17 protein-coding genes and 5 tRNA genes are annotated in these 17,313 nt (G+C 63.5%); 5 read left to right on the forward strand and 17 right to left on the reverse strand.

The features are described 5' to 3' along the window. Positions 1 to 7 precede the first annotated feature (7 nt). The 7 genes from secE to ACT7DK_RS18025 all read right to left on the reverse strand — a co-directional run bounded on the left by secE (position 8) and on the right by ACT7DK_RS18025 (position 2,243). Positions 8 to 379, reverse strand: coding sequence for a preprotein translocase subunit SecE (gene secE, locus ACT7DK_RS17995; RefSeq protein ID WP_445401587.1), 372 nt, complete (start codon positions 377 to 379; stop codon positions 8 to 10). Between the two features lie 64 nt (positions 380 to 443). After that, a tRNA-Trp gene (locus ACT7DK_RS18000) sits at positions 444 to 520 on the reverse strand. A gap of 52 nt (positions 521 to 572) precedes the next feature. Beyond that, positions 573 to 1,757 carry an elongation factor Tu gene (gene tuf, locus ACT7DK_RS18005; RefSeq protein ID WP_445396129.1) on the reverse strand — a complete coding sequence of 395 codons (1,185 nt, stop codon included), beginning with the start codon at positions 1,755 to 1,757 and terminating at the stop codon, positions 573 to 575. A 98-nt stretch (positions 1,758 to 1,855) separates the two neighbouring features. Next, a tRNA-Thr gene (locus tag ACT7DK_RS18010) sits at positions 1,856 to 1,931 on the reverse strand. 2 nt (positions 1,932 to 1,933) lie between these two features. Beyond that, positions 1,934 to 2,008: transfer RNA gene (locus tag ACT7DK_RS18015), tRNA-Gly, on the reverse strand. A gap of 64 nt (positions 2,009 to 2,072) precedes the next feature. Beyond that, positions 2,073 to 2,157: transfer RNA gene (locus ACT7DK_RS18020), tRNA-Tyr, on the reverse strand. 10 nt (positions 2,158 to 2,167) lie between these two features. Then, positions 2,168 to 2,243: transfer RNA gene (locus ACT7DK_RS18025), tRNA-Thr, on the reverse strand. 228 nt (positions 2,244 to 2,471) lie between these two features. On the opposite strand from ACT7DK_RS18025, the gene coaA reads away from it, so the two are divergent. Continuing rightward, the gene (gene coaA, locus ACT7DK_RS18030) at positions 2,472 to 3,413 is read left to right on the forward strand and encodes a type I pantothenate kinase (protein ID WP_445401589.1); all 942 of its coding nucleotides are present in this window, start codon (positions 2,472 to 2,474) and stop codon (positions 3,411 to 3,413) included. A 140-nt stretch (positions 3,414 to 3,553) separates the two neighbouring features. Here the strand turns inward: coaA and birA are convergent, their stop codons facing one another. Both birA and murB read right to left on the reverse strand, forming a co-directional pair. After that, the gene (birA, locus tag ACT7DK_RS18035) at positions 3,554 to 4,525 is read right to left on the reverse strand and encodes a bifunctional biotin--[acetyl-CoA-carboxylase] ligase/biotin operon repressor BirA (RefSeq protein ID WP_445401591.1); all 972 of its coding nucleotides are present in this window, start codon (positions 4,523 to 4,525) and stop codon (positions 3,554 to 3,556) included. Beyond that, positions 4,513 to 5,547, reverse strand: a complete 1,035-nt coding sequence (gene murB / locus ACT7DK_RS18040) for a UDP-N-acetylmuramate dehydrogenase (RefSeq protein WP_445401593.1) — start codon at positions 5,545 to 5,547, stop codon at positions 4,513 to 4,515. The genes birA and murB overlap by 13 nt, the downstream gene beginning before the upstream one ends. Before the next feature lie 190 nt (positions 5,548 to 5,737). Between murB and ACT7DK_RS18045 the strand changes: the two genes are divergently transcribed. From ACT7DK_RS18045 to ACT7DK_RS18055, 3 genes are read left to right on the forward strand one after another with little or no spacing between them, the layout of a single operon-like run. Further along, the gene (locus tag ACT7DK_RS18045; RefSeq protein ID WP_445401595.1) at positions 5,738 to 6,148 is read left to right on the forward strand and encodes a ketosteroid isomerase-related protein; all 411 of its coding nucleotides are present in this window, start codon (positions 5,738 to 5,740) and stop codon (positions 6,146 to 6,148) included. Beyond that, positions 6,145 to 6,744 carry a GNAT family N-acetyltransferase gene (locus ACT7DK_RS18050; RefSeq protein WP_445401597.1) on the forward strand — a complete coding sequence of 200 codons (600 nt, stop codon included), beginning with the start codon at positions 6,145 to 6,147 and terminating at the stop codon, positions 6,742 to 6,744. The genes ACT7DK_RS18045 and ACT7DK_RS18050 overlap by 4 nt, the downstream gene beginning before the upstream one ends. A 2-nt stretch (positions 6,745 to 6,746) precedes the next feature. After that, positions 6,747 to 7,613, forward strand: coding sequence for a carbon-nitrogen hydrolase family protein (locus ACT7DK_RS18055; RefSeq protein ID WP_445401599.1), 867 nt, complete (start codon positions 6,747 to 6,749; stop codon positions 7,611 to 7,613). Positions 7,614 to 7,619: 6 nt separating this feature from the next. Here the strand turns inward: ACT7DK_RS18055 and ACT7DK_RS18060 are convergent, their stop codons facing one another. From ACT7DK_RS18060 to ACT7DK_RS18095, 8 genes are all read right to left on the reverse strand, one after another. Further along, the gene (locus ACT7DK_RS18060) at positions 7,620 to 8,792 is read right to left on the reverse strand and encodes a trypsin-like peptidase domain-containing protein (protein ID WP_445401601.1); all 1,173 of its coding nucleotides are present in this window, start codon (positions 8,790 to 8,792) and stop codon (positions 7,620 to 7,622) included. Positions 8,793 to 8,874: 82 nt separating this feature from the next. After that, complete coding sequence (locus tag ACT7DK_RS18065; protein WP_445401603.1) at positions 8,875 to 10,827, reverse strand: DNA topoisomerase III; 1,953 nt, start codon at positions 10,825 to 10,827, stop codon at positions 8,875 to 8,877. A 54-nt stretch (positions 10,828 to 10,881) separates the two neighbouring features. Then, complete coding sequence (locus ACT7DK_RS18070) at positions 10,882 to 11,343, reverse strand: hypothetical protein (RefSeq protein WP_445401605.1); 462 nt, start codon at positions 11,341 to 11,343, stop codon at positions 10,882 to 10,884. Between the two features lie 40 nt (positions 11,344 to 11,383). Then, positions 11,384 to 12,004, reverse strand: coding sequence for a protein-methionine-sulfoxide reductase heme-binding subunit MsrQ (locus ACT7DK_RS18075; RefSeq protein WP_445401608.1), 621 nt, complete (start codon positions 12,002 to 12,004; stop codon positions 11,384 to 11,386). Next, entirely contained in the window at positions 12,004 to 13,017 is a 1,014-nt protein-coding gene (msrP, locus tag ACT7DK_RS18080) for a protein-methionine-sulfoxide reductase catalytic subunit MsrP (RefSeq protein ID WP_445401610.1), read from the reverse strand. Before msrP ends, ACT7DK_RS18075 begins: the two co-directional genes overlap by 1 nt. Positions 13,018 to 13,080: 63 nt before the next feature. After that, positions 13,081 to 14,421 (reverse strand): sigma 54-interacting transcriptional regulator, encoded by a 1,341-nt coding sequence (locus tag ACT7DK_RS18085; protein WP_445401612.1) that lies wholly within the window; start codon positions 14,419 to 14,421, stop codon positions 13,081 to 13,083. After that, the gene (locus tag ACT7DK_RS18090; protein ID WP_445401614.1) at positions 14,418 to 14,915 is read right to left on the reverse strand and encodes a hypothetical protein; all 498 of its coding nucleotides are present in this window, start codon (positions 14,913 to 14,915) and stop codon (positions 14,418 to 14,420) included. The genes ACT7DK_RS18085 and ACT7DK_RS18090 overlap by 4 nt, the downstream gene beginning before the upstream one ends. Then, positions 14,916 to 16,346, reverse strand: a complete 1,431-nt coding sequence (locus tag ACT7DK_RS18095) for a sensor histidine kinase (RefSeq protein WP_445402404.1) — start codon at positions 16,344 to 16,346, stop codon at positions 14,916 to 14,918. 509 nt (positions 16,347 to 16,855) lie between these two features. Here ACT7DK_RS18095 and ACT7DK_RS18100 point away from each other — a divergent pair. After that, positions 16,856 to 17,263, forward strand: coding sequence for a CBS domain-containing protein (locus ACT7DK_RS18100; RefSeq protein ID WP_445401616.1), 408 nt, complete (start codon positions 16,856 to 16,858; stop codon positions 17,261 to 17,263). Positions 17,264 to 17,313: the final 50 nt, after the last annotated feature.

Here is a 17,313-nt window from a genome sequence, read left to right on the forward strand (position 1 = left end):
CTAATCCTTATACTCCGGTAACCAAGTTGACCAACCATACCAGCAGGCCATCCAGCAAAAACAGAAAGAGGCCAACCAGAGCGGTGACGGCCAACACGATCAGGGTGGTCTGGATGGCTTCCTGACGAGTCGGCCAAACGACCTTGCGCATTTCCAGACGGGATTCCTTGGCGAAGGCGAAGGCCCCCCTGCCCTTCTGGGTCTGATAGGCCAGCAACCCCGCAATACCCGCCGCCACTACCACGCCGGCAGCACGAATGAAGACCGCCAGATCACTATAGAGATAATTGGCGACCACGGCCGCGATCAAAATAATGAAAACCAGACCCCACAGCAGGGTATCTTTGGCCCCGCCCTGGTTCTCGGTGTTTACACTCATAAGCTACCTGTCTAAAAACTTGAGTCTGTCACAGACGCGAAAACCCCGCTGTCGGCGAGGTAAGTGGCAGGGGCGGAGGGACTCGAACCCCCAACCGTCGGTTTTGGAGACCGCCGTTCTACCAATTGGAACTACGCCCCTAATACAAGAAAGCCCCTATTATAGGGGCTTTCCGGTGTTATTGTAAGCGCTATTACTCGATGATTTTGGCAACAACGCCGGCGCCAACGGTGCGGCCGCCTTCACGGATGGCGAAGCGCAGACCGTCTTCCATCGCGATCGGGGCGATCAGGGTCACCACCATCTTGATGTTGTCGCCCGGCATTACCATCTCAACGCCTTCCGGCAGTTCGATGGTGCCGGTCACGTCGGTGGTACGGAAGTAGAACTGCGGACGGTAGCCCTTGAAGAACGGGGTGTGACGACCACCTTCTTCCTTGGACAGCACGTACACTTCGGATTCGAACTTGGTGTGCGGCTTGATGGAGCCGGGCTTGGCCAGAACCTGGCCACGCTCAACTTCTTCACGCTTGGTACCACGCAGCAGGGCACCGATGTTCTCACCGGCACGGCCTTCGTCCAGCAGCTTGCGGAACATCTCGACGCCGGTACAGGTGGTGGTGACGGTGTCTTTGATACCGACGATTTCGATGGTATCACCCACTTTCACGATACCGCGCTCAACACGACCGGTTACCACGGTACCACGGCCCTGGATGGAGAACACGTCTTCGATCGGCATCAGGAAGGCACCGTCGATGGCACGCTCGGGCTCGGGGATGTAGGTATCCAGGGCGTTGGCCAGCTCCAGGATCTTCTCTTCCCACTGGGGGTCGCCTTCCAGGCCTTTCAGGGCGGAACCCTGGATGACCGGAATGTCGTCGCCCGGGAAGTCGTACTCGGACAGCAGCTCGCGCACTTCCATTTCTACCAGCTCGAGCAGCTCTTCGTCGTCGACCATGTCACACTTGTTCATGAACACGACGATGTAGGGTACGCCTACCTGGCGGGCCAGCAGGATGTGCTCACGGGTTTGCGGCATGGGGCCGTCGGTAGCGGCAACCACCAGGATGGCGCCGTCCATCTGGGCCGCACCGGTGATCATGTTTTTCACGTAGTCGGCGTGGCCGGGGCAGTCAACGTGAGCGTAGTGACGGCTTTCGGTGTCGTACTCAACGTGAGAAGCGGCGATGGTGATACCACGGGCTTTTTCTTCCGGCGCGTTGTCGATTTGGTCGAACGCGCGGGCAGCACCACCAAACTTCTTGGCCAGGACGTTGGTGATGGCAGCGGTCAGGGTCGTTTTACCGTGGTCAACGTGGCCGATGGTACCAACGTTAACGTGCGGTTTTTTACGTTCAAATTTTTCTTTAGACATGCTCGTCCCTCTAACTGGTTGGGTGGTGAGCTATACCACGCGAGTCGCAAGTAGGAAGTATATAACAAAAAAGGCTTGAGGGTGCCTGGGCAAAGAAGTGGTGCTGATACCCAGAATCGAACTGGGGACCTCACCCTTACCAAGGGTGCGCTCTACCATCTGAGCTATATCAGCACTGGAGCGGGCAGCGGGAATCGAACCCGCATCATCAGCTTGGAAGGCTGAGGTAATAGCCATTATACGATGCCCGCGATTTTCTTTACTTAAACGACCTCAAACCGCTTTTTCAGTCCCGCCTGGGCGAACACTGGAAACTGGTGGAGGGGGCTGGATTCGAACCAGCGAAGGCTGAGCCGTCAGATTTACAGTCTGATCCCTTTGGCCACTCGGGAACCCCTCCAGATTTTAAATGGTGCCGGCAGAAGGAGTCGAACCCTCGACCTACTGATTACAAGTCAGTTGCTCTACCAACTGAGCTATGCCGGCACACGAGCGAGGCGAATTCTAGGGCAAGCCGGCCCGCAGATGCAACACCCCAGGCCAAGTTTTTCACTCCTCCCGGTTCAAGCGCACAAAAAAACGTCAGCAACCGGCAGCACAATCCGGACCGGCCGCGTCGCCTGGCTCCGGCTGCGACCAAAGAGCGACCCCGAACCGCCTTGTTCATCACCACACCATGGTGTATCGTCGCCGGGCGACTCACAGGACTTTCCGATGAAGATAGATAACTATTCACCCTATCTGGCCTTTTCCCGCGAGACCTGGTCAGAATTGCGCGACGCCGTGCAACTGCCCCTGAGCGAGGCCGAGCTCAGACGCCTGCAGGGGATCAACGACAAGGTATCCCTGGCCGAGGTGAGGGACATCTATCTGCCCCTGTCCCGCCTGCTCAACCTCTATATCAAGGCCAAGCAACGGCGCAACCGGGTGCTGGATCAGTTTCTCGGCAAGGAGCCGCACCACGTCCCCTACGTGATCAGCATCGCCGGCTCGGTCGCGGTAGGTAAAAGCACCACAGCCCGCATCCTGCAGGCCCTACTGGAGCGCTGGCCCCAGCACCCGCGGGTGGCCCTGGTCACTACCGACGGCTTCCTCTATCCCAATCACGTGCTGGAGCAGCGCGGCCTGATGCGCAGGAAAGGCTTTCCCCAGTCCTACGATATCCGCCGTCTGGTCCAGTTCGTCTCCGACATCAAGTCGGGAAAGCCCAGGGTCACCGCTCCCGTCTATTCCCATCTGGTGTACGACATAGTGCCGGACCAGGAGGCGGTGGTGGAGCAGCCGGACATCGTCATCATAGAAGGACTCAACGTGTTGCAGAGCGGCATGGACTACCCCCACGAGCCGCACCGGGTGTTCGTGTCCGACTTCGTGGACTTCTCCATCTTCGTGGACGCGGACGAACGGTTACTGAAGACCTGGTATGTGGAGCGCTTCCTCAAGCTGCGCTCGGGCGCTTTTACCGATCCCGAGTCCTATTTCCATCACTACGCCCGGCTCAGCGAAGAAGAAGCGGTGACTGTCGCCAGCCGTATCTGGCAGGAAATCAACTACAAGAATCTGAAGCAGAATATTCTGCCCACCAAGGACAGGGCCGAACTGATCCTCACCAAGGGCAAGGATCATGAGGTGGAACAGGTCTGGCTGAAGAAGTGAGCCTTTCAGACCCTGCGGAGTGAAAGGGGAAACCTGGGCGCCAAGGTATCCGCCTCACGCCTCACGCCTCACGCCTCACGCCTCACGCCTCACGCCTCACGCCTCACGCCTCACGCCTCACGCCTCACGCCTCACGATACTCAACCAGCGGTTCCGCGCAACGATATTTCCCCGCCGAGGAAGCGGCGCAGCTCCCCCGTTTCCAGCTCCAGCAGCAAGGCGCCCTGGTCGTCTATGCCCCGGGCCGTGCCGTGTATCTCCTGCTCCCCCATCAGCACCCGCACCGTCCTGCCGTTAAAGTAGTCGAGCCGGTTCCACTGCTCGCGAAAGGCGGCAATCCCCTCCCGCTCGAACAGCGCCAGATAGCGATGCAAATAATCGACCAGGGCCACCACCAGGGCGTTGCGATCTGCCACTTCGCCCAGTTCGGCCAGTTCGGCCCAAGGCTGGTCGATACGCTCCCGCTCTCCCTTGGGCAGCAGCAGGTTGAGCCCCATGCCAATCACCAGATGGCAAGGCCCGCCGGCGGTACCGGACATCTCCACCAGTATGCCCGCCAGCTTGCGGCCGCCCAGGTAGAGGTCGTTGGGCCATTTCAACTGCACCCCGCCGAAGCCCTGGGCCTTCAGGGCCTCCACCACGGCGATACCCACCACCAGGCTGAGCCCCATGGCCGCCGCCATACCCTGCTCCAGCCGCCAGTACAGGCTCAGGATCAGCTGGCCGCCGAAGGGGGACACCCAATGCCGGCCCCGCCGGCCCCGTCCGGCGGTCTGGCATTCGGCCAGGCAGACGTCCCCCTTCGCCAGTTGGGGAATGAACTCCAGCCAGTACTGGTTGGTGGAGCCGATCACCGGTACCACCTCGACCCGGGTCGGGGCCAGCTCCCGGGTCAGCCGTGCCGGGTCCAGCAGACTGAGCGGCACCGCCAGCCGGTAACCCTTGCCGCTCACGCTGTAGATGTCGAGTCCCAGGCTCTTCAGCGCCTGCACGTGCTTGCTCACCGCCGCCCGGCTGACCGACAGCGCCTCGCCCAGCTGCTCGCCGGAATGAAAGTGGCCATCCGCCAGCATCCGCAGCAGGCTTTCCCGCAGCGGTGTCAGTTCAGACATGCCAGCACCTCGTCCAGATTGGTTTCATCCCGGGGGCCCATCATGCGCACCTCGGGCTCGAGGCGGACGCCGAACTGCTGTTCCACCCGCTCCCGCACCAGCGCCGCCAGCCGGACGATCTCCTCGGCGGTGGCCCCGCCCAGGTTGACCAGCACCAGGGCCTGGTGCTCGTGCACTCCAGCCCCGCCCAGACGGCAACCCCTGAGGCCGGCCTGGTCGATCAGCCAGCCGGCAGCCAGCTTGACCAGCCCGGGCTCGGCCGGATAGACCGGCAGTGCGGGCCAGGCCAGCCTGAGCGCCTCGGCCTGGGCCTCGCCCACTTTGGGATTCTTGAAGAAGCTGCCCGCATTGCCCAGCGCCCCGGGATCCGGCAACTTGGATCTGCGGGTGGCGCACACCTGCTCGAAGATCTGTCCGGGGCTGGCCGTTGCCCCCAGCGCCGCCAGGGGGCCGTAGCCCAGCACCGCTTTCCAGGCCTTGGGCAGGCGCAGGGTCAGGCTCAGGATCAGGTGCCGGCGCGCGGCATGCTTGAACACGCTGTCCCGGTAGCCGAAGGCGCAATCGGCGGCCGACCAGTGACGGATTTCGCCGCTGTCCCAATCGAAGCTTTCTACCGCCTCGCAAAATTGCGCCAGCTCGACCCCGTAGGCGCCGATGTTCTGGATGGGGGCGGCGCCGACGGTGCCCGGGATCAAAGCCAGGTTTTCCAGGCCCGGCATGCCCTGCTCCAGGGTCCAGCATACCAGTCCATGCCAGCCTTCCCCGCCTTCCGCCCGCACCAGCCAGGCATCCCCGACATCGCTGACGGTAATGCCCTTCAAACGGTTGACCAGCACGGTTCCCTCGAAGGGGGCGGTGAACAGCAGGTTGGAGCCTTCCCCCACAAACAGAGGCAGCTCACTGCGCAATGACCGCCACAGCTCGGGCAACTGACTACGTTGCTCCAGTACCAGCAGGGTGCGGGCATTCTGGGCAAGACCGAAGGTATTGAAGGGAAGAAGGGACACCGGGCTCGTCGACATGATGGAATATCCTGAATAAAGGCGGACCCAGTGTACCTCAAGACGGCGGTCGGGTTAACCGACCGCTCGCCCGCACCGTCTTTGCCCGGGAGTAAAAGTCATTTACCGACCATGGGGTAAAGCCGTCTTGATCCCGCCGCCGTTTTGACCTGAAATCGAACTCCCTTTCGTCAACCGCGGCTGGAGCATGATGAGCAAGCAGCAAAGCACCCAACTGATCCGGGATTATTACCAGGCATTCAACAACGGCGACATGGAGGCCTTCCTCGGCCTGCTGAGCGACGAGGTGATCCACGACATCAACCAGGGCGGACGGGAAACCGGTAAGGCCGCCTTCGCCGACTTCATGGCGCGCATGAACCGCCACTACCGGGAGCAGCTGACCGACCTCCAGATCCTGGTCAGCGAGGACGGCAGCCGAGCCGCCGCCGAATTCGTGGTGCTGGGGGAATACCTGAATACGGATCAGGGACTGCCCGAAGCCCGCGGCCAGCGCTACCGGCTGCCGGCCGGGGCCTTCTTCGAGATCCGGGACAACAGGGTGGCGCGGATCAGCAACTACTACAACCTGAACGACTGGCTCGCCCAGGTCGGCGGATGAACGGCCCAATCCGTATACTGGCGGTCAGGGGTGCCGAGCTGGCCCCCTGGCTCAACGCCCTGGCCGAACTGCGCATCCGGGTGTTCCGGGACTACCCCTATCTCTACGACGGCAGCCTGGAATACGAGATGGCCTATCTCGCCCCCTACCTGCAATGCGAGGACAGCCTCTGCCTGCTGGCCCTGGACGGCGATCGGGTGGTGGGCGCCTCCACCGGACTGCCTCTGGCCCGGGAGGTGGACGAGTTCCAGGCGCCCTTCCTGGCCCGGGGCGTGACGGTGGAGGACATCTTCTACTGCGCCGAGTCGGTGCTGCTGCCGGACTACAGGGGCAAGGGCCTGTACCGGGCCTTCTTCGCCGGACGGGAAGCCCATGCCCGTAGCCTGGGCTTCGGCCGGGCCGCCTTCTGCGCCGTGGTGCGTCCCGAGGATCATCACCTGAAGCCGGCCGGCTACCGCCCCCTCACCGCTGTCTGGGCCCGTTTCGGCTACCACCCCGTCCCCGGACTGGACACCCGTTTCCGCTGGAAGGACAGGGACCAGGCGGAAGAAACCGACAAGCCCATGCAGTTCTATCTCAAGTCCCTGGAGGCCTAGCCATGACTCCCGCCCTCACCCTCGCCAGCGCCCAGTATCCCATCGAGTTTATCGGCAGCTGGGCGCGCTTCGAGCAGAAGCTGGATCGGCTGCTGGAAGAGGCACTCGACCAGGGCGCCAACTTCCTGCTGTTGCCGGAATACTTTTCCATGGAGCTGGCCTCCCTGTTCGATGAAACCGTCTACCGCTCCCTGCAGCGCCAGTTGGACGCCCTGCAGGCGCTGCTGCCCGACTTTCTCGGCTATTTTTCCCGCCGGGCCCGGCGCCACGACCTGCATATCCTGGCCGGCACCTTCCCGATACGGCGGCAAGACGGCCGCTACGTCAACCGGGCCCATCTGTTCCGCCCCGACGGCGGCCACGACTGGCAGGACAAGCTGCAGATGACCCGCTTCGAGCGGGAACAGTGGGGCATAGAGCCGGGCGAAGCCATCAAGGTGCTGGACACCGCCTTCGGCAAGGTGGGGGTCGCCGTCTGCTACGACAGCGAGTTCCCGCTCATCGTGCGCCGGCAGGTGGAGGCCGGCGCCCGGCTGATCCTGGTGCCCAGTTGTACCGACACCGAAGCCGGCTTCAACCGGGTCAGGATCGGCAGCCAGGCCCGGGCCCTGGAGAACCAGTGTTTCGTGGTCCAGTCCCCCACCATAGGACAGGCGCCCTGGTCGGAGGCGGTCGACCTCAATACCGGCCGGGCCGCCGTCTATACCCCGGTGGATTACGGCTATCCCGCCGACGGCGTGCTGGCCATGGGCCGGGCCGACCAGCCCGGCTGGGTGCTGGCCCGGCTGGACCTCGACGCCCTGGAGCGGGTGCGCATCCAGGGCCAGGTGTTCAACCACAGGGACTGGGACGGCCAGCTTCGGTTTTAGGCCTTTCTACTCCGAGAGAAAGGCCTGCACCTCATCGGCCGCTATGGCAAAGTTGAAGTGGCCCCCCGCCAGCACCCCCTTGGTGGTAATGCCGATCAGCATGCCCTGGGCATCGAAGAGGGCCCCACCTGACGAGCCATAGGTCACGGGTGCGGTGGTCTGGATAAGCCGCACGTCCCGCTCCCTTCTCAGGGCCGAGACGATGCCTTCGGTCAAGGTTTTTTCAAAGCCCGCCGGCGCCCCTATGGCAAAGACCCGTTCCCCGACCCGCACACTGTTGTACGACCTCATGGTGTTGGTAAAGTTGAGCTCCTGGTTCGGCTCAAACAACTCCAGCAAGGCGAGATCGCGCCGGGGATCCGTCTTGGTCACCCGCCATATCAGCACATCGCTCTCCCTGATGAGCTCCCCCTGCGCCGTGATACTGACGGGAACCCCGCCGGCGGCCACCAGATGGTAGTTGGTGACGGCCCGGAATTTATCGATGGCGATGGCCGATCCCAGGCTGAGGGGCTTGAGATCGCCGTCGAGCCGTTCATAGACCGTTATCTTGTAGATGCTGGGTTCATGCCGCGTATACAGCGCGATCGCCTGCTGCGACAAGGCTTCCGCCGAAATGCCGGCAGTAGAAGGCGCGGTGAGGACCGGCCCCGGCGGCGTGATGGTTCCGCGCTCGGTGATGCCGCTTGCAATACGATGCTGTTCACTCTGGCTTCCGGGCTGGGCGGCAATGATGGCCAGGGCAGGGGACTGAGCGAGGCGCTCCAGTCCACGGGAACATTCCGCCAGCCCCTGCTCGGCACAAGCCCTATAGTGCTCCAGGGCTTTTTGCGGGTGCTGGTACCGTGTTCCATGCTCGCCTTGATAGATGGTCCCCAGGCGGAGGTGGGCCTGAGGGCTCCACACCGCATCCGCGGCATCGGCAGCCCGGCTGTACCAGATGATCGCCCGCTCCATATCCCGAGCAGTCCCCCTGCCCTCGAGATACATATCGGCGAGGGCAACCTGAGCCTTGGGAGAGGCATTGATCTGCGCCGCCCTGAGGTAATGCTGAAATGCCTGGGCGTCATCCCCCTGCCGTTCGGAATTGTACGCCTCCTGTAACTGGGCTTCCTCCGTCAGGTTGCAGCCACCGAGCAGGATGGCGAAGAGGACGTGTGGCAGTCGTTTCTTATCCATGCTCCACCTGTGTGCCAAGGGGGTCTAGCGGTGCGGCTCAAAGCCTAAGCATAGCAGCAGAACCGGAGGCGGACGCCAGGGTTCAGGCCTGGAGCCTCTTACCGCCACGATGCCCCCGACCGCCCCTGTGGCGCCCCTTGGACTTGCGCCCTCCCCCTGGCCCGGGGCCGGTGGGCAGACCGCGCAATGAGGCCGGATCAAGTTGTTGCATCAAGGTGGGCAGAAACTGCTCCAGCTCGGTCATGAAGGCCTGGTAGCTGCCTTCTTTACGGCTGATGGCATCGAGGGCGGCTTCCCAGCGGGCGGTCATGTCGGGGGTGGTGGCCACCTCGGGCAGGCTGGCGATCAGTTGCCGGCCCGCCTCGGTGGCGCGGATCTGCCTGCCCTCCCGGCGCAGGAAGCCGCGAGTGAACAACAGCTCTATGATGCCGGCCCGGGTCGCCTCGGTCCCCAGGCCGTCGGTTTCACGCAGTATCTTCTTGAGTCCGGAGTCGGTGACGTAGCGGGCAATATGGGTCATGGCCGACAGCAGGGTGGCGTCGGTGAAGTAGCGGGGCGGCTGGGTCAGCTTGTCGAGCAGTTCCCCCTCCAGGCACAGCAGCGGCTCTCCCGGCCGCAACTCGGGCAGGGCGGGCTGCAGCTCGGGATCCTCCTCCGGCTCACGCTGGTCCGGCCGGGCGAAAAGCGCCTTCCAGCCGGGCTCGACCTGCTGTCGGGCCCGGGCCAGGAAGCGGCCGCCGGCGATCTCGACCTCCAGTTGCCGATCGTCGTATTGCCAGTGGGGGTAGAACTGGGCCAGGTACTGGCGGGCGATCAGGTGGTAGATGTGGCGCTCGGTGGCGGACAGCCGGTCGCCGTCCATGGTCCGGGCGGTGGGGATGATGGCGTGATGGGCCTCCACCTTCCTGTCGTCCCAGGCCTTGCCGCGCCGGGCCAGATCCGCCCCCGCCAGGGCCGCCGCCAGCTCGGGGCAGACCCGGGTCAGGGCCCCGGTCACGGCGCCGGCCTGGGGGAAATGTTCTTCCGGCAGGTAGCGGCAGTCGGAACGGGGATAGGTGATCAGCTTGTGCCGCTCGTACAGGGCCTGGCAGGTGTCGAGCACCTGCTGGGCGCTGAGTCCAAAGCGACGGGCGGCGTCTATCTGCAGGGCCGAGAGGTTGTAGGGCAACGGCGGCGCCTGCCGCTGGCGCTGCCGCTCGGCCTTGAGCACCCGCCCCGGCTGGCCGGTGATGCGTCGGATCACGTTTTCCGCCAGCGCCCGGGACAGCACCCGGCCCTCCTCGTCCTGCCAGGGCTGGCAGGCCTCGCTCGGCTGCCACTTGGCCTTGAACCGCTCGCCGCCTTCGGTCTGCAGCAGGGCCAGCACCTCGTAGTAGGCTCTGGGCTCGAAGGCGTCTATCTCCCGATCTCGCCGCACCACCAGCCCCAGCACCGGGGTCTGCACCCGCCCCACCGACAGCACCCCCTGGTAACCCTGGCTCCGCCCCGCGATGGTGCACAACCGGCTCATGTTGATGCCGTAGAGCCAGTCGGCCCGGGAACGGGCCAGGGCCGAGACCGACAGGGGCACGAAATCGCGGTTGGGCCTGAGGTTGTCCAGGGCCCGTCGCACCGCCGCCGGGTTGAGATCGCTGATCAGGCAGCGCCGCACCGCCTCCCGCCGGGTGGCGGGCACGCCGCAGAAACGGATCACCTCGTCCACCAGCAACTGCCCTTCCCGGTCCGGATCACCGGCGTGGACGATGGCGTCCGCCTCCTTCAGCAGCTTTTTCAGCACCGCCAGCTGGCCGTGGGTCTTGGCCTTGGCCTCGAGCTTCCACTCCCGGGGAATGATGGGCAGGTGCTCCCGCCGCCACTGCTTGAAGGCGGGATCGTAGGCATCGGGCTGGGCCTGCTCCAGCAGATGGCCGATGCACCAGCTGACCACGTCGCCGTTGCCCAGGCGGATAAATCCCTCCCCCTTGTGGTGGGGCTTGGGCAGTACCTCGGCCAGGGCCCGGCCCAGGCTGGGTTTTTCGGCGATATAGAGGATCATGGCGGCGCAGGATAACTGTATGTATGAACAGGGTAGCAGCCGGCCCCGGCCGGCTCAATAATCCCCGTGCAGCAAGAAGTCGTCCATGGCCTCCACCAGGTAGGGCCAGTCGGCCTCGGGCACCGGCGTGGCCGGGTCTTCCTCGCCCTCGCCGTACTCATCCCAGTAGTGGGCGCGCAGGGCCAGGGGAAAGTCGCCGTAGTCCTCGGCCAGGGCCCGCAGCGGCCCGAACCAGAGGATGCGGGTCAGGCCGGCGGTGAGATCGTTGAGGTATTCCACCAGGGTCTCGGGGGCGGGGAACTGCTCCATCAGCAGTTCGAAGCGCTCCCGGGCCGCGGCGGTCTGGTCGGGATCCAGCTCGCCCAGCTCGGCCACATGGTGCAGGTAGTCCTGCAGCAGGTAATGGCGGGCCTGCTCCTCGCCGGACAGCCACTGGCAGCGGGTTTCCTTGCGGCTGATCACCGACAGGGCCACCCCCTCGTCGAGAAAGCACAGTGCCCACAACTGATCGTCCATTCGCTACTCCGGAGCTTGATTGAAAGGGCCGCAGTGTAGCCTAAAGCGCGCCGCGCCGGTATGCCCCCCGCCACCAGCGGGCGAACTTGTCCCGCCGCCACCACAGCAGCGCCAGGCTGAGGCCCAGATAGATGGCGGGCTCCAGCCAGCCGGACTTGACCGCCCACCAGAAATGCACCGGCACCAGCAGCGCCGCCAGGTAGATACCGTTGTGCAGTTGTTGCCAGCGTCGCCCCAGCCGCCGCTGCCAGCCCTGGGTGGAGGTAACCGCCAGCAACAGCAGGACCAGCCAGGCCGCCATGCCCAGGGTGATAAAGCCACGCTCGATGATTTCGGCGCCGATCTGGCCCCAGGCCAATTGCAGGTCCAGCACCAGCCACACCAGCAGGTGCAGGCAGGCATAGGCGAAGCACCAGAGTCCCAGCAGCCGTCGCACCCGTATCAGCCAGCCCGCCTTCAGCCCCTTGGCCAAGGGCGAGACACACAGCGTCAGCAGCAGCAGGCGCAGGGCCCAGTCACCCAGGTACTGCAGCAGTTCGGGCACGGGGTCGGCACTGAAGCGGCCGGTGGCCAGGGCCCAGGGCAGCCACAGCAGCGGCAGCGCGGCTCCCAGCTGCAGGACCGCCTTCAACCCGGGCAGCTGTTGCGGGCTCAGCTTCATCAGTAGAATCTCCTCAGGTCCATGCCTTGATACAGGGACGCCACCTCTTCCTCATAGCCGTTGAACATCAGCGTCGGCTGGCGTCGGCTGCCGAACAGGCCGCCTTCTCCGATGACCCGTTCGGTCGCCTGGCTCCAGCGCGGGTGATCGACGGTCGGGTTGACGTTGGCGTAGAAGCCGTACTCGTGGGCCGCCAGCCGATTCCAGGTGGTGGGGGGTTCCTGCTCGATCAGCCGGATGCGGACGATGGATTTGATGCCCTTGAAGCCGTATTTCCAGGGCACCACCAGCCGCACCGGCGCGCCGTTCTGAGGTGGCAGCGTCTTGCCGTACATGCCCACCGTCAGCAGGGCCAGGGGGTGCATGGCTTCGTCCAGGCGCAATCCTTCCACATAAGGGTAATCGATACCGCCCCCCACGAAACGGGAAGCCTGGCCACGCATCTGCCCGGGGTCATAGAGCGTTTCGAAGGCCACGTATTTGGCCCTGGAGGTTGGCTCGGCAGCGTTGATTATTTCGGCCAGGGGCACCCCCAGCCAGGGGATCACCATGGACCAGGCCTCCACACAGCGATGCCGGTAGATGCGCTCTTCCAGCCGTTGCCGCTCGATCCAGGCCCAGACATCCAGGGTCCGGGGCCTGGCCACCTCCCCTTCGATCACCAGGGTCCAGGGGCGGGTCTTGAAATCCTGGGCATAGCGGGCCGGATCCGACTTGTCGGTGCCGAACTCGTAAAAGTTGTTGTAGCTGGTGGCGACTTGCTCGGCGGTGAGCGGCAGCTCGGGGCGGTAGGCGGCGGGCTGGTCGAACGCAAGCGGCAGGGTCCTGGCCCCCTGCTGCGGGTCGTCGCCCAGCAGGTTGCCGAGCAGGCCGGCATGGGCGGGGCCGCTCAGAGCGGCGGCGCCGAGCCCCAGCCCCAGGCCTTGCAGGATCCGGCGGCGGTCGCGGTACACCGCTTCCGGGGTCACCTGGTTTTCGGACAGGGTCGATTTCTTCTTGATGTTGATCCGCATGCAGGCTCCGTGATTGAGCATAAGGTTGTATACAAAGAGCCTTGATGCGGCGGAAAAATTTCGTCAGCCGCCCTTGTCCTTGTAGGCGCCGGACTCGATGCCGTGGCGGTTGAGCAGCTTGTAGAAGTCGGTACGGTTGCGCCCGGCCAGGGCCGCCGCCTGGGTGACGTTGCCGTCGGTCATGCGCAGCACCTTGTTGAGGTAGACCCGCTCGAATTCCGCCCTGGCCTCGTTGAAGGAGGGGAAGTGATCGCTGTTACCGGCCAGTATGGTCTCGATCGCCTGGGGCCCTATCACCGGGGCGGCAGCCAGCGCCACCGCCTGCTCCACCACGTTGAGCAGTTGCCGTACGTTACCCGGCCAGTTGGCCGCCGCCAGCATCGCCAGTGCCTCGGGGGCGAAACCGGTCACCTGGGTGGCCTGGCGCTGGCGGATTTGCTCCAGGAAGTGGCGGGCCAGCAGCGGTATGTCCTCGGGCCGTTCACGCAGCGGCGGCAGCGACAGGTTGACCACGTTCAGCCGGTAGAAGAGATCCTCGCGAAAACGCCCCTGCTCCATGGCGGCCACCAGATCCCGGTTGGTGGCGGAGAGAATGCGCACATCGGTCTTGATATTGCGGGTACTGCCGAGCGGACGGACCTCCTGCTGCTCCAGGGCCCGCAGCAACTTGACCTGCAGCGGGGGCGGCATGTCGCCGATCTCGTCCAGGAAGAGGGTGCCGCCCTGGGCGGCCAGGAAGATACCGGGGTGATCGGAGATGGCGCCGGTGAAGGCACCCTTGACATGGCCGAACAGCTCCGACTCCAGCAACTGCTCGGGCAGGGCCCCGCAGTTGAGCGCGATAAAGGGATAGTCCCGGCGCGGGCTGGCATCGTGGATGGCCTTGGCCATCAGTTCCTTGCCCGCCCCCGAGGGGCCGGTGATCAGCACGCTGATGTCGAGCGGAGCTATGCGCCGGGCCTGCTCCAGTACCGCGGCCATCACCGGGCTGCGGGTCAGGATATTGTGCTGCCATTCGTCGTCGTCCGCCGGCAGCGACACCGCCAGCGCCTCGTTGATGGTCTTGCGCAGGGCTTCCTTGTCGATAGGCTTGGTCAGGAAACCGAACACCCCGGAACGGGTGGCGGTCACCGCATCGGTGATGGAGCCATGGGCGGTCATGATCACCACCGGCAGGCCCACATGGCTGCGCTGGATACGATCGAACAGGGCCAGACCGTCCATGCCGTCCATCTTGAGATCGCTCAACACCAGATCGGGCCTGTCCCGTTCCAGCCACTCCAGCGCCTCGGCCCCGGAAGTGGCGGTATTGACCGCGAATCCCTCGCTCTTGAGCCGCAGCCCCAGCAGCTTCAGCAGGCTGGCATCGTCGTCCACCAGCAGTATCTTGGCCTTACGCTTCATTGGGCCGACTCTTGGTATCTGCGTTCATTGATCTGCTCGTCGATGGTGGCCAGTTCGTTGAGCTTCTTGGTCAGGCTATCGACCTGCTGCTGCCGTTCGCCCAGTTGCCGGTCCAGGCTCAACAGCTCCTGGTTATAGCCCTGGTACAGGGAAAAGAACTGCTGCAGACGGGTATTGACGCCCGCCGTGCCCTGCCGGAACAGCTGCTGGGCCCGCTGGCGCTGGCCGGCACTGGCCCGGGGATGGCTGAGCCAGAGCGCCAGCCGCAGCTGGTCTTCGCCCTGGCCGCCCTGCAGCCGCTGTAGCTGCCGCTGCCGTTCGGCATCATTGCTGGCCATGACGGTGGCGGCCAGCTGCAGCCAATCGTGCAGCTCCTCCGCGTCGGAGGCCGGGCTCCAGGCCGGTTCGGGCTGCCGCTGATGCGGCAGTGAATAGGGCAACGAACAACCGGCCAGGGCCAGCGCCAACACGCCGCACATCCATACTCTCGTCATTTATGATTCCTTATCCGCACTCTTGGGTAGACATAATTCAAAGCAGACCAGCTCCGTCATCGCCGTATTCAACGTCAGCCGTCCCCCCATGCTGATGGCCGCTTCCCGGGCGATGCTCAGGCCGATGCCGGAGCCCTTCAGCACACCCTTGCGCTCCTGACCGCCCTGCACGAAGGGCTCGAAAATCCGCTCCCGATCCCGCTCCGGAATGGGCTGTCCGCTATTGGCGACAGTCAGGCAATAATGCTGTTCCAGGAGCCGGGCTTCGATACGGATCTGACCACCGACATCTCCGTAATTTACCGCATTGGAGATCAGATTATCCAATACCAGCTTGAGCCGGTGGGCATCCGCCAGCGGGGGCCGCTCGTCCAGTGCCAGGCTGACCCGCAACCCCTTGTGCTCAATGGTCAGGCGATGGGCCTCCAGGCTCTGCTCCAGCAAGGGCAGCAGAGCCACCTCTTCCTGGTACACCTGCACCTGCTGCACCCTGTTGTAGTCGAGCAGTTGCTCGATAAGCCCCTGCAGGCGATAGCTGTTGTGCACCAGCAACTCGCAGATCTCCTCCTGCTCGGGCGTGAGCGGCCCGGTGACCTTTTCCGCGAGCAGGTCGGCCCCTTCCCGCAGACTGGCCAACGGGGTTTTCAGCTCATGGGACAGATGACGCAGGAACTGCAGCTTCTGGGCTTCCAGCTCCCGCAGCCGCTGGTGCAGCCACTGCAACTGCTCTCCCAGCTCCACCAGCTCGGCCGGCCCCCGTATCGGCCGTTCGTCCGGGTCAATCCCCGCGCCCAGGCTCAGGATACGGCGCTCCAGCTGGCGCACCGGACGGATGATCAGGTAGGTGAACAACAGCACCAGCAACAGGCTGGCGCCGCCCAGGGCCGCGCTCAGCGCCCACAGCTGCTGACGCACCTGGATCACGTGGCTGCGCACCTGCTGGATACGCCCGTCGATCTGCACCCGGGTCAACTTGTCCAATGCCAGTGTGGCACTATTGAAGGCATCGAACACCCCCACCTGCTCCCGGATCTGCTCCCCGTCGGCCTGGGCCAGATCCACCAGATAAATCAGTTGCTGCTGCAGGTCATCGGCCAGCGGGCCGGCTTCTATCACCTGCAACAGGCTCTCCAGCTCCTGCCGGTAGCGCTCCAGCAGACGCAGGTAGGACAGCCGCAGTTCGGGATTCTCCAGCACCGCGTAGCGGCGGATGGTGCGCTCCATGTCCAGCGCCAGATCGTTCATGTCTGATGCCCGTCGGGTATCCACCACCGCACTTTCGATACCGTCCTCCGCCAGTTGGATCACCTGTTCCAGGCTGCGGCTGTTCTGGATCACCAGCAGGATCAGCGGCAACAACACCAGGGTAAAGGCAATCAGCACCAATCTCAGCAAGGAGCGAGGGGCAAACCCCCTGACCGCTTTTGACATCATCCACATACTCGTCGACCACAGAGGGAAACAGGATAACAAAAGCACCGTCGCGCCAGATAAAAAAAACCGGTCGGGAGGCGACCGGCATTAAAAGAAGTACAGAATGTGCATCCTTGCACAGGTCCGACACACTCTCGTGCCGCGGGGGCGGCAGTATCAGACCAGCAGCATTAAGCAAATACGAGGCCAAACAATAAAAAATCAATTTACTCAATACGTTATAAAAACACCTTCCGTCTTTAAGGCCGCTATCTGTTGCAATAAGGAGACAGCTTTTGCGAGAAAAATATAAAACACTTATTAAACAAGAGCTTATAGTGTCGCTTTTTTTATACACCCCTTTCACCGAAAACGTTCCCAACCTTTGATGTCATCGTCTTTTCAGTAGATACGCTATGCTGATAATGAACCGGGTCGGAGGCTATCAGGCATCCATAAGGCACCGATTGGATCATCGATAAAAAGGATGTCACACTCGGTTTATCAAGTATTTAAGGAGAATGGCCATGGCAACAGTAAACGAGATCATGAGACACAGCCTGCCGATGCTGACAGTGGACATGTCGATTTCCGAGGCGCTGGACCGCATGCTGGAGTCCGGCCTGAGCGGCCTGCCGGTGGTGACGGCCCAGCGGCACATCATCGGCTTTCTGTCGGAGCAGGACTGCATTCCCACTCTGATCAATGCCAACTACCACTGCGACAGCAGGGCCAAGGTGAGCGATCTGATGCGTAATGAGCCGCTGACGGTCACCCCGGACACCGATGTGTTTGAGCTGGCCCGTACCATGGGCGGCGCCAAGCCCAAGCTTTATCCGGTGGTCGAGGGCAAGAAGGTCATCGGTATCGTAACCCGCCATCAGGTAATGAGTTTTCTCAATAACCAGTTGAAGACCTGCCTGGCTACCTACTGAGCCGGCAGCGAGGAATAACCAAAGGGCGCCGCGGCGCCCTTCTTGTTTAG

The sequence above is a fragment of the Zobellella sp. An-6 genome, assembly GCF_052487945.1.

Excerpts from the sequence above, each read along its gene's own strand:
- secE (WP_445401587.1), bottom strand. The coding sequence starts at position 379 with ATGAGTGTAAACACCGAGAACCAGGGCGGGGCCAAAGATACCCTGCTG.
- tuf (WP_445396129.1), bottom strand. The coding sequence starts at position 1,757 with ATGTCTAAAGAAAAATTTGAACGTAAAAAACCGCACGTTAACGTTGGT.
- coaA (WP_445401589.1), top strand. The coding sequence starts at position 2,472 with ATGAAGATAGATAACTATTCACCCTATCTGGCCTTTTCCCGCGAGACC.
- birA (WP_445401591.1), bottom strand. The coding sequence starts at position 4,525 with ATGTCTGAACTGACACCGCTGCGGGAAAGCCTGCTGCGGATGCTGGCG.
- murB (WP_445401593.1), bottom strand. The coding sequence starts at position 5,547 with ATGTCGACGAGCCCGGTGTCCCTTCTTCCCTTCAATACCTTCGGTCTT.
- ACT7DK_RS18045 (WP_445401595.1), top strand. The coding sequence starts at position 5,738 with ATGAGCAAGCAGCAAAGCACCCAACTGATCCGGGATTATTACCAGGCA.
- ACT7DK_RS18050 (WP_445401597.1), top strand. The coding sequence starts at position 6,145 with ATGAACGGCCCAATCCGTATACTGGCGGTCAGGGGTGCCGAGCTGGCC.
- ACT7DK_RS18055 (WP_445401599.1), top strand. The coding sequence starts at position 6,747 with ATGACTCCCGCCCTCACCCTCGCCAGCGCCCAGTATCCCATCGAGTTT.
- ACT7DK_RS18060 (WP_445401601.1), bottom strand. The coding sequence starts at position 8,792 with ATGGATAAGAAACGACTGCCACACGTCCTCTTCGCCATCCTGCTCGGT.
- ACT7DK_RS18065 (WP_445401603.1), bottom strand. The coding sequence starts at position 10,827 with ATGATCCTCTATATCGCCGAAAAACCCAGCCTGGGCCGGGCCCTGGCC.
- ACT7DK_RS18070 (WP_445401605.1), bottom strand. The coding sequence starts at position 11,343 with ATGGACGATCAGTTGTGGGCACTGTGCTTTCTCGACGAGGGGGTGGCC.
- ACT7DK_RS18075 (WP_445401608.1), bottom strand. The coding sequence starts at position 12,004 with ATGAAGCTGAGCCCGCAACAGCTGCCCGGGTTGAAGGCGGTCCTGCAG.
- msrP (WP_445401610.1), bottom strand. The coding sequence starts at position 13,017 with ATGCGGATCAACATCAAGAAGAAATCGACCCTGTCCGAAAACCAGGTG.
- ACT7DK_RS18085 (WP_445401612.1), bottom strand. The coding sequence starts at position 14,421 with ATGAAGCGTAAGGCCAAGATACTGCTGGTGGACGACGATGCCAGCCTG.
- ACT7DK_RS18090 (WP_445401614.1), bottom strand. The coding sequence starts at position 14,915 with ATGACGAGAGTATGGATGTGCGGCGTGTTGGCGCTGGCCCTGGCCGGT.
- ACT7DK_RS18095 (WP_445402404.1), bottom strand. The coding sequence starts at position 16,346 with ATGTCAAAAGCGGTCAGGGGGTTTGCCCCTCGCTCCTTGCTGAGATTG.
- ACT7DK_RS18100 (WP_445401616.1), top strand. The coding sequence starts at position 16,856 with ATGGCAACAGTAAACGAGATCATGAGACACAGCCTGCCGATGCTGACA.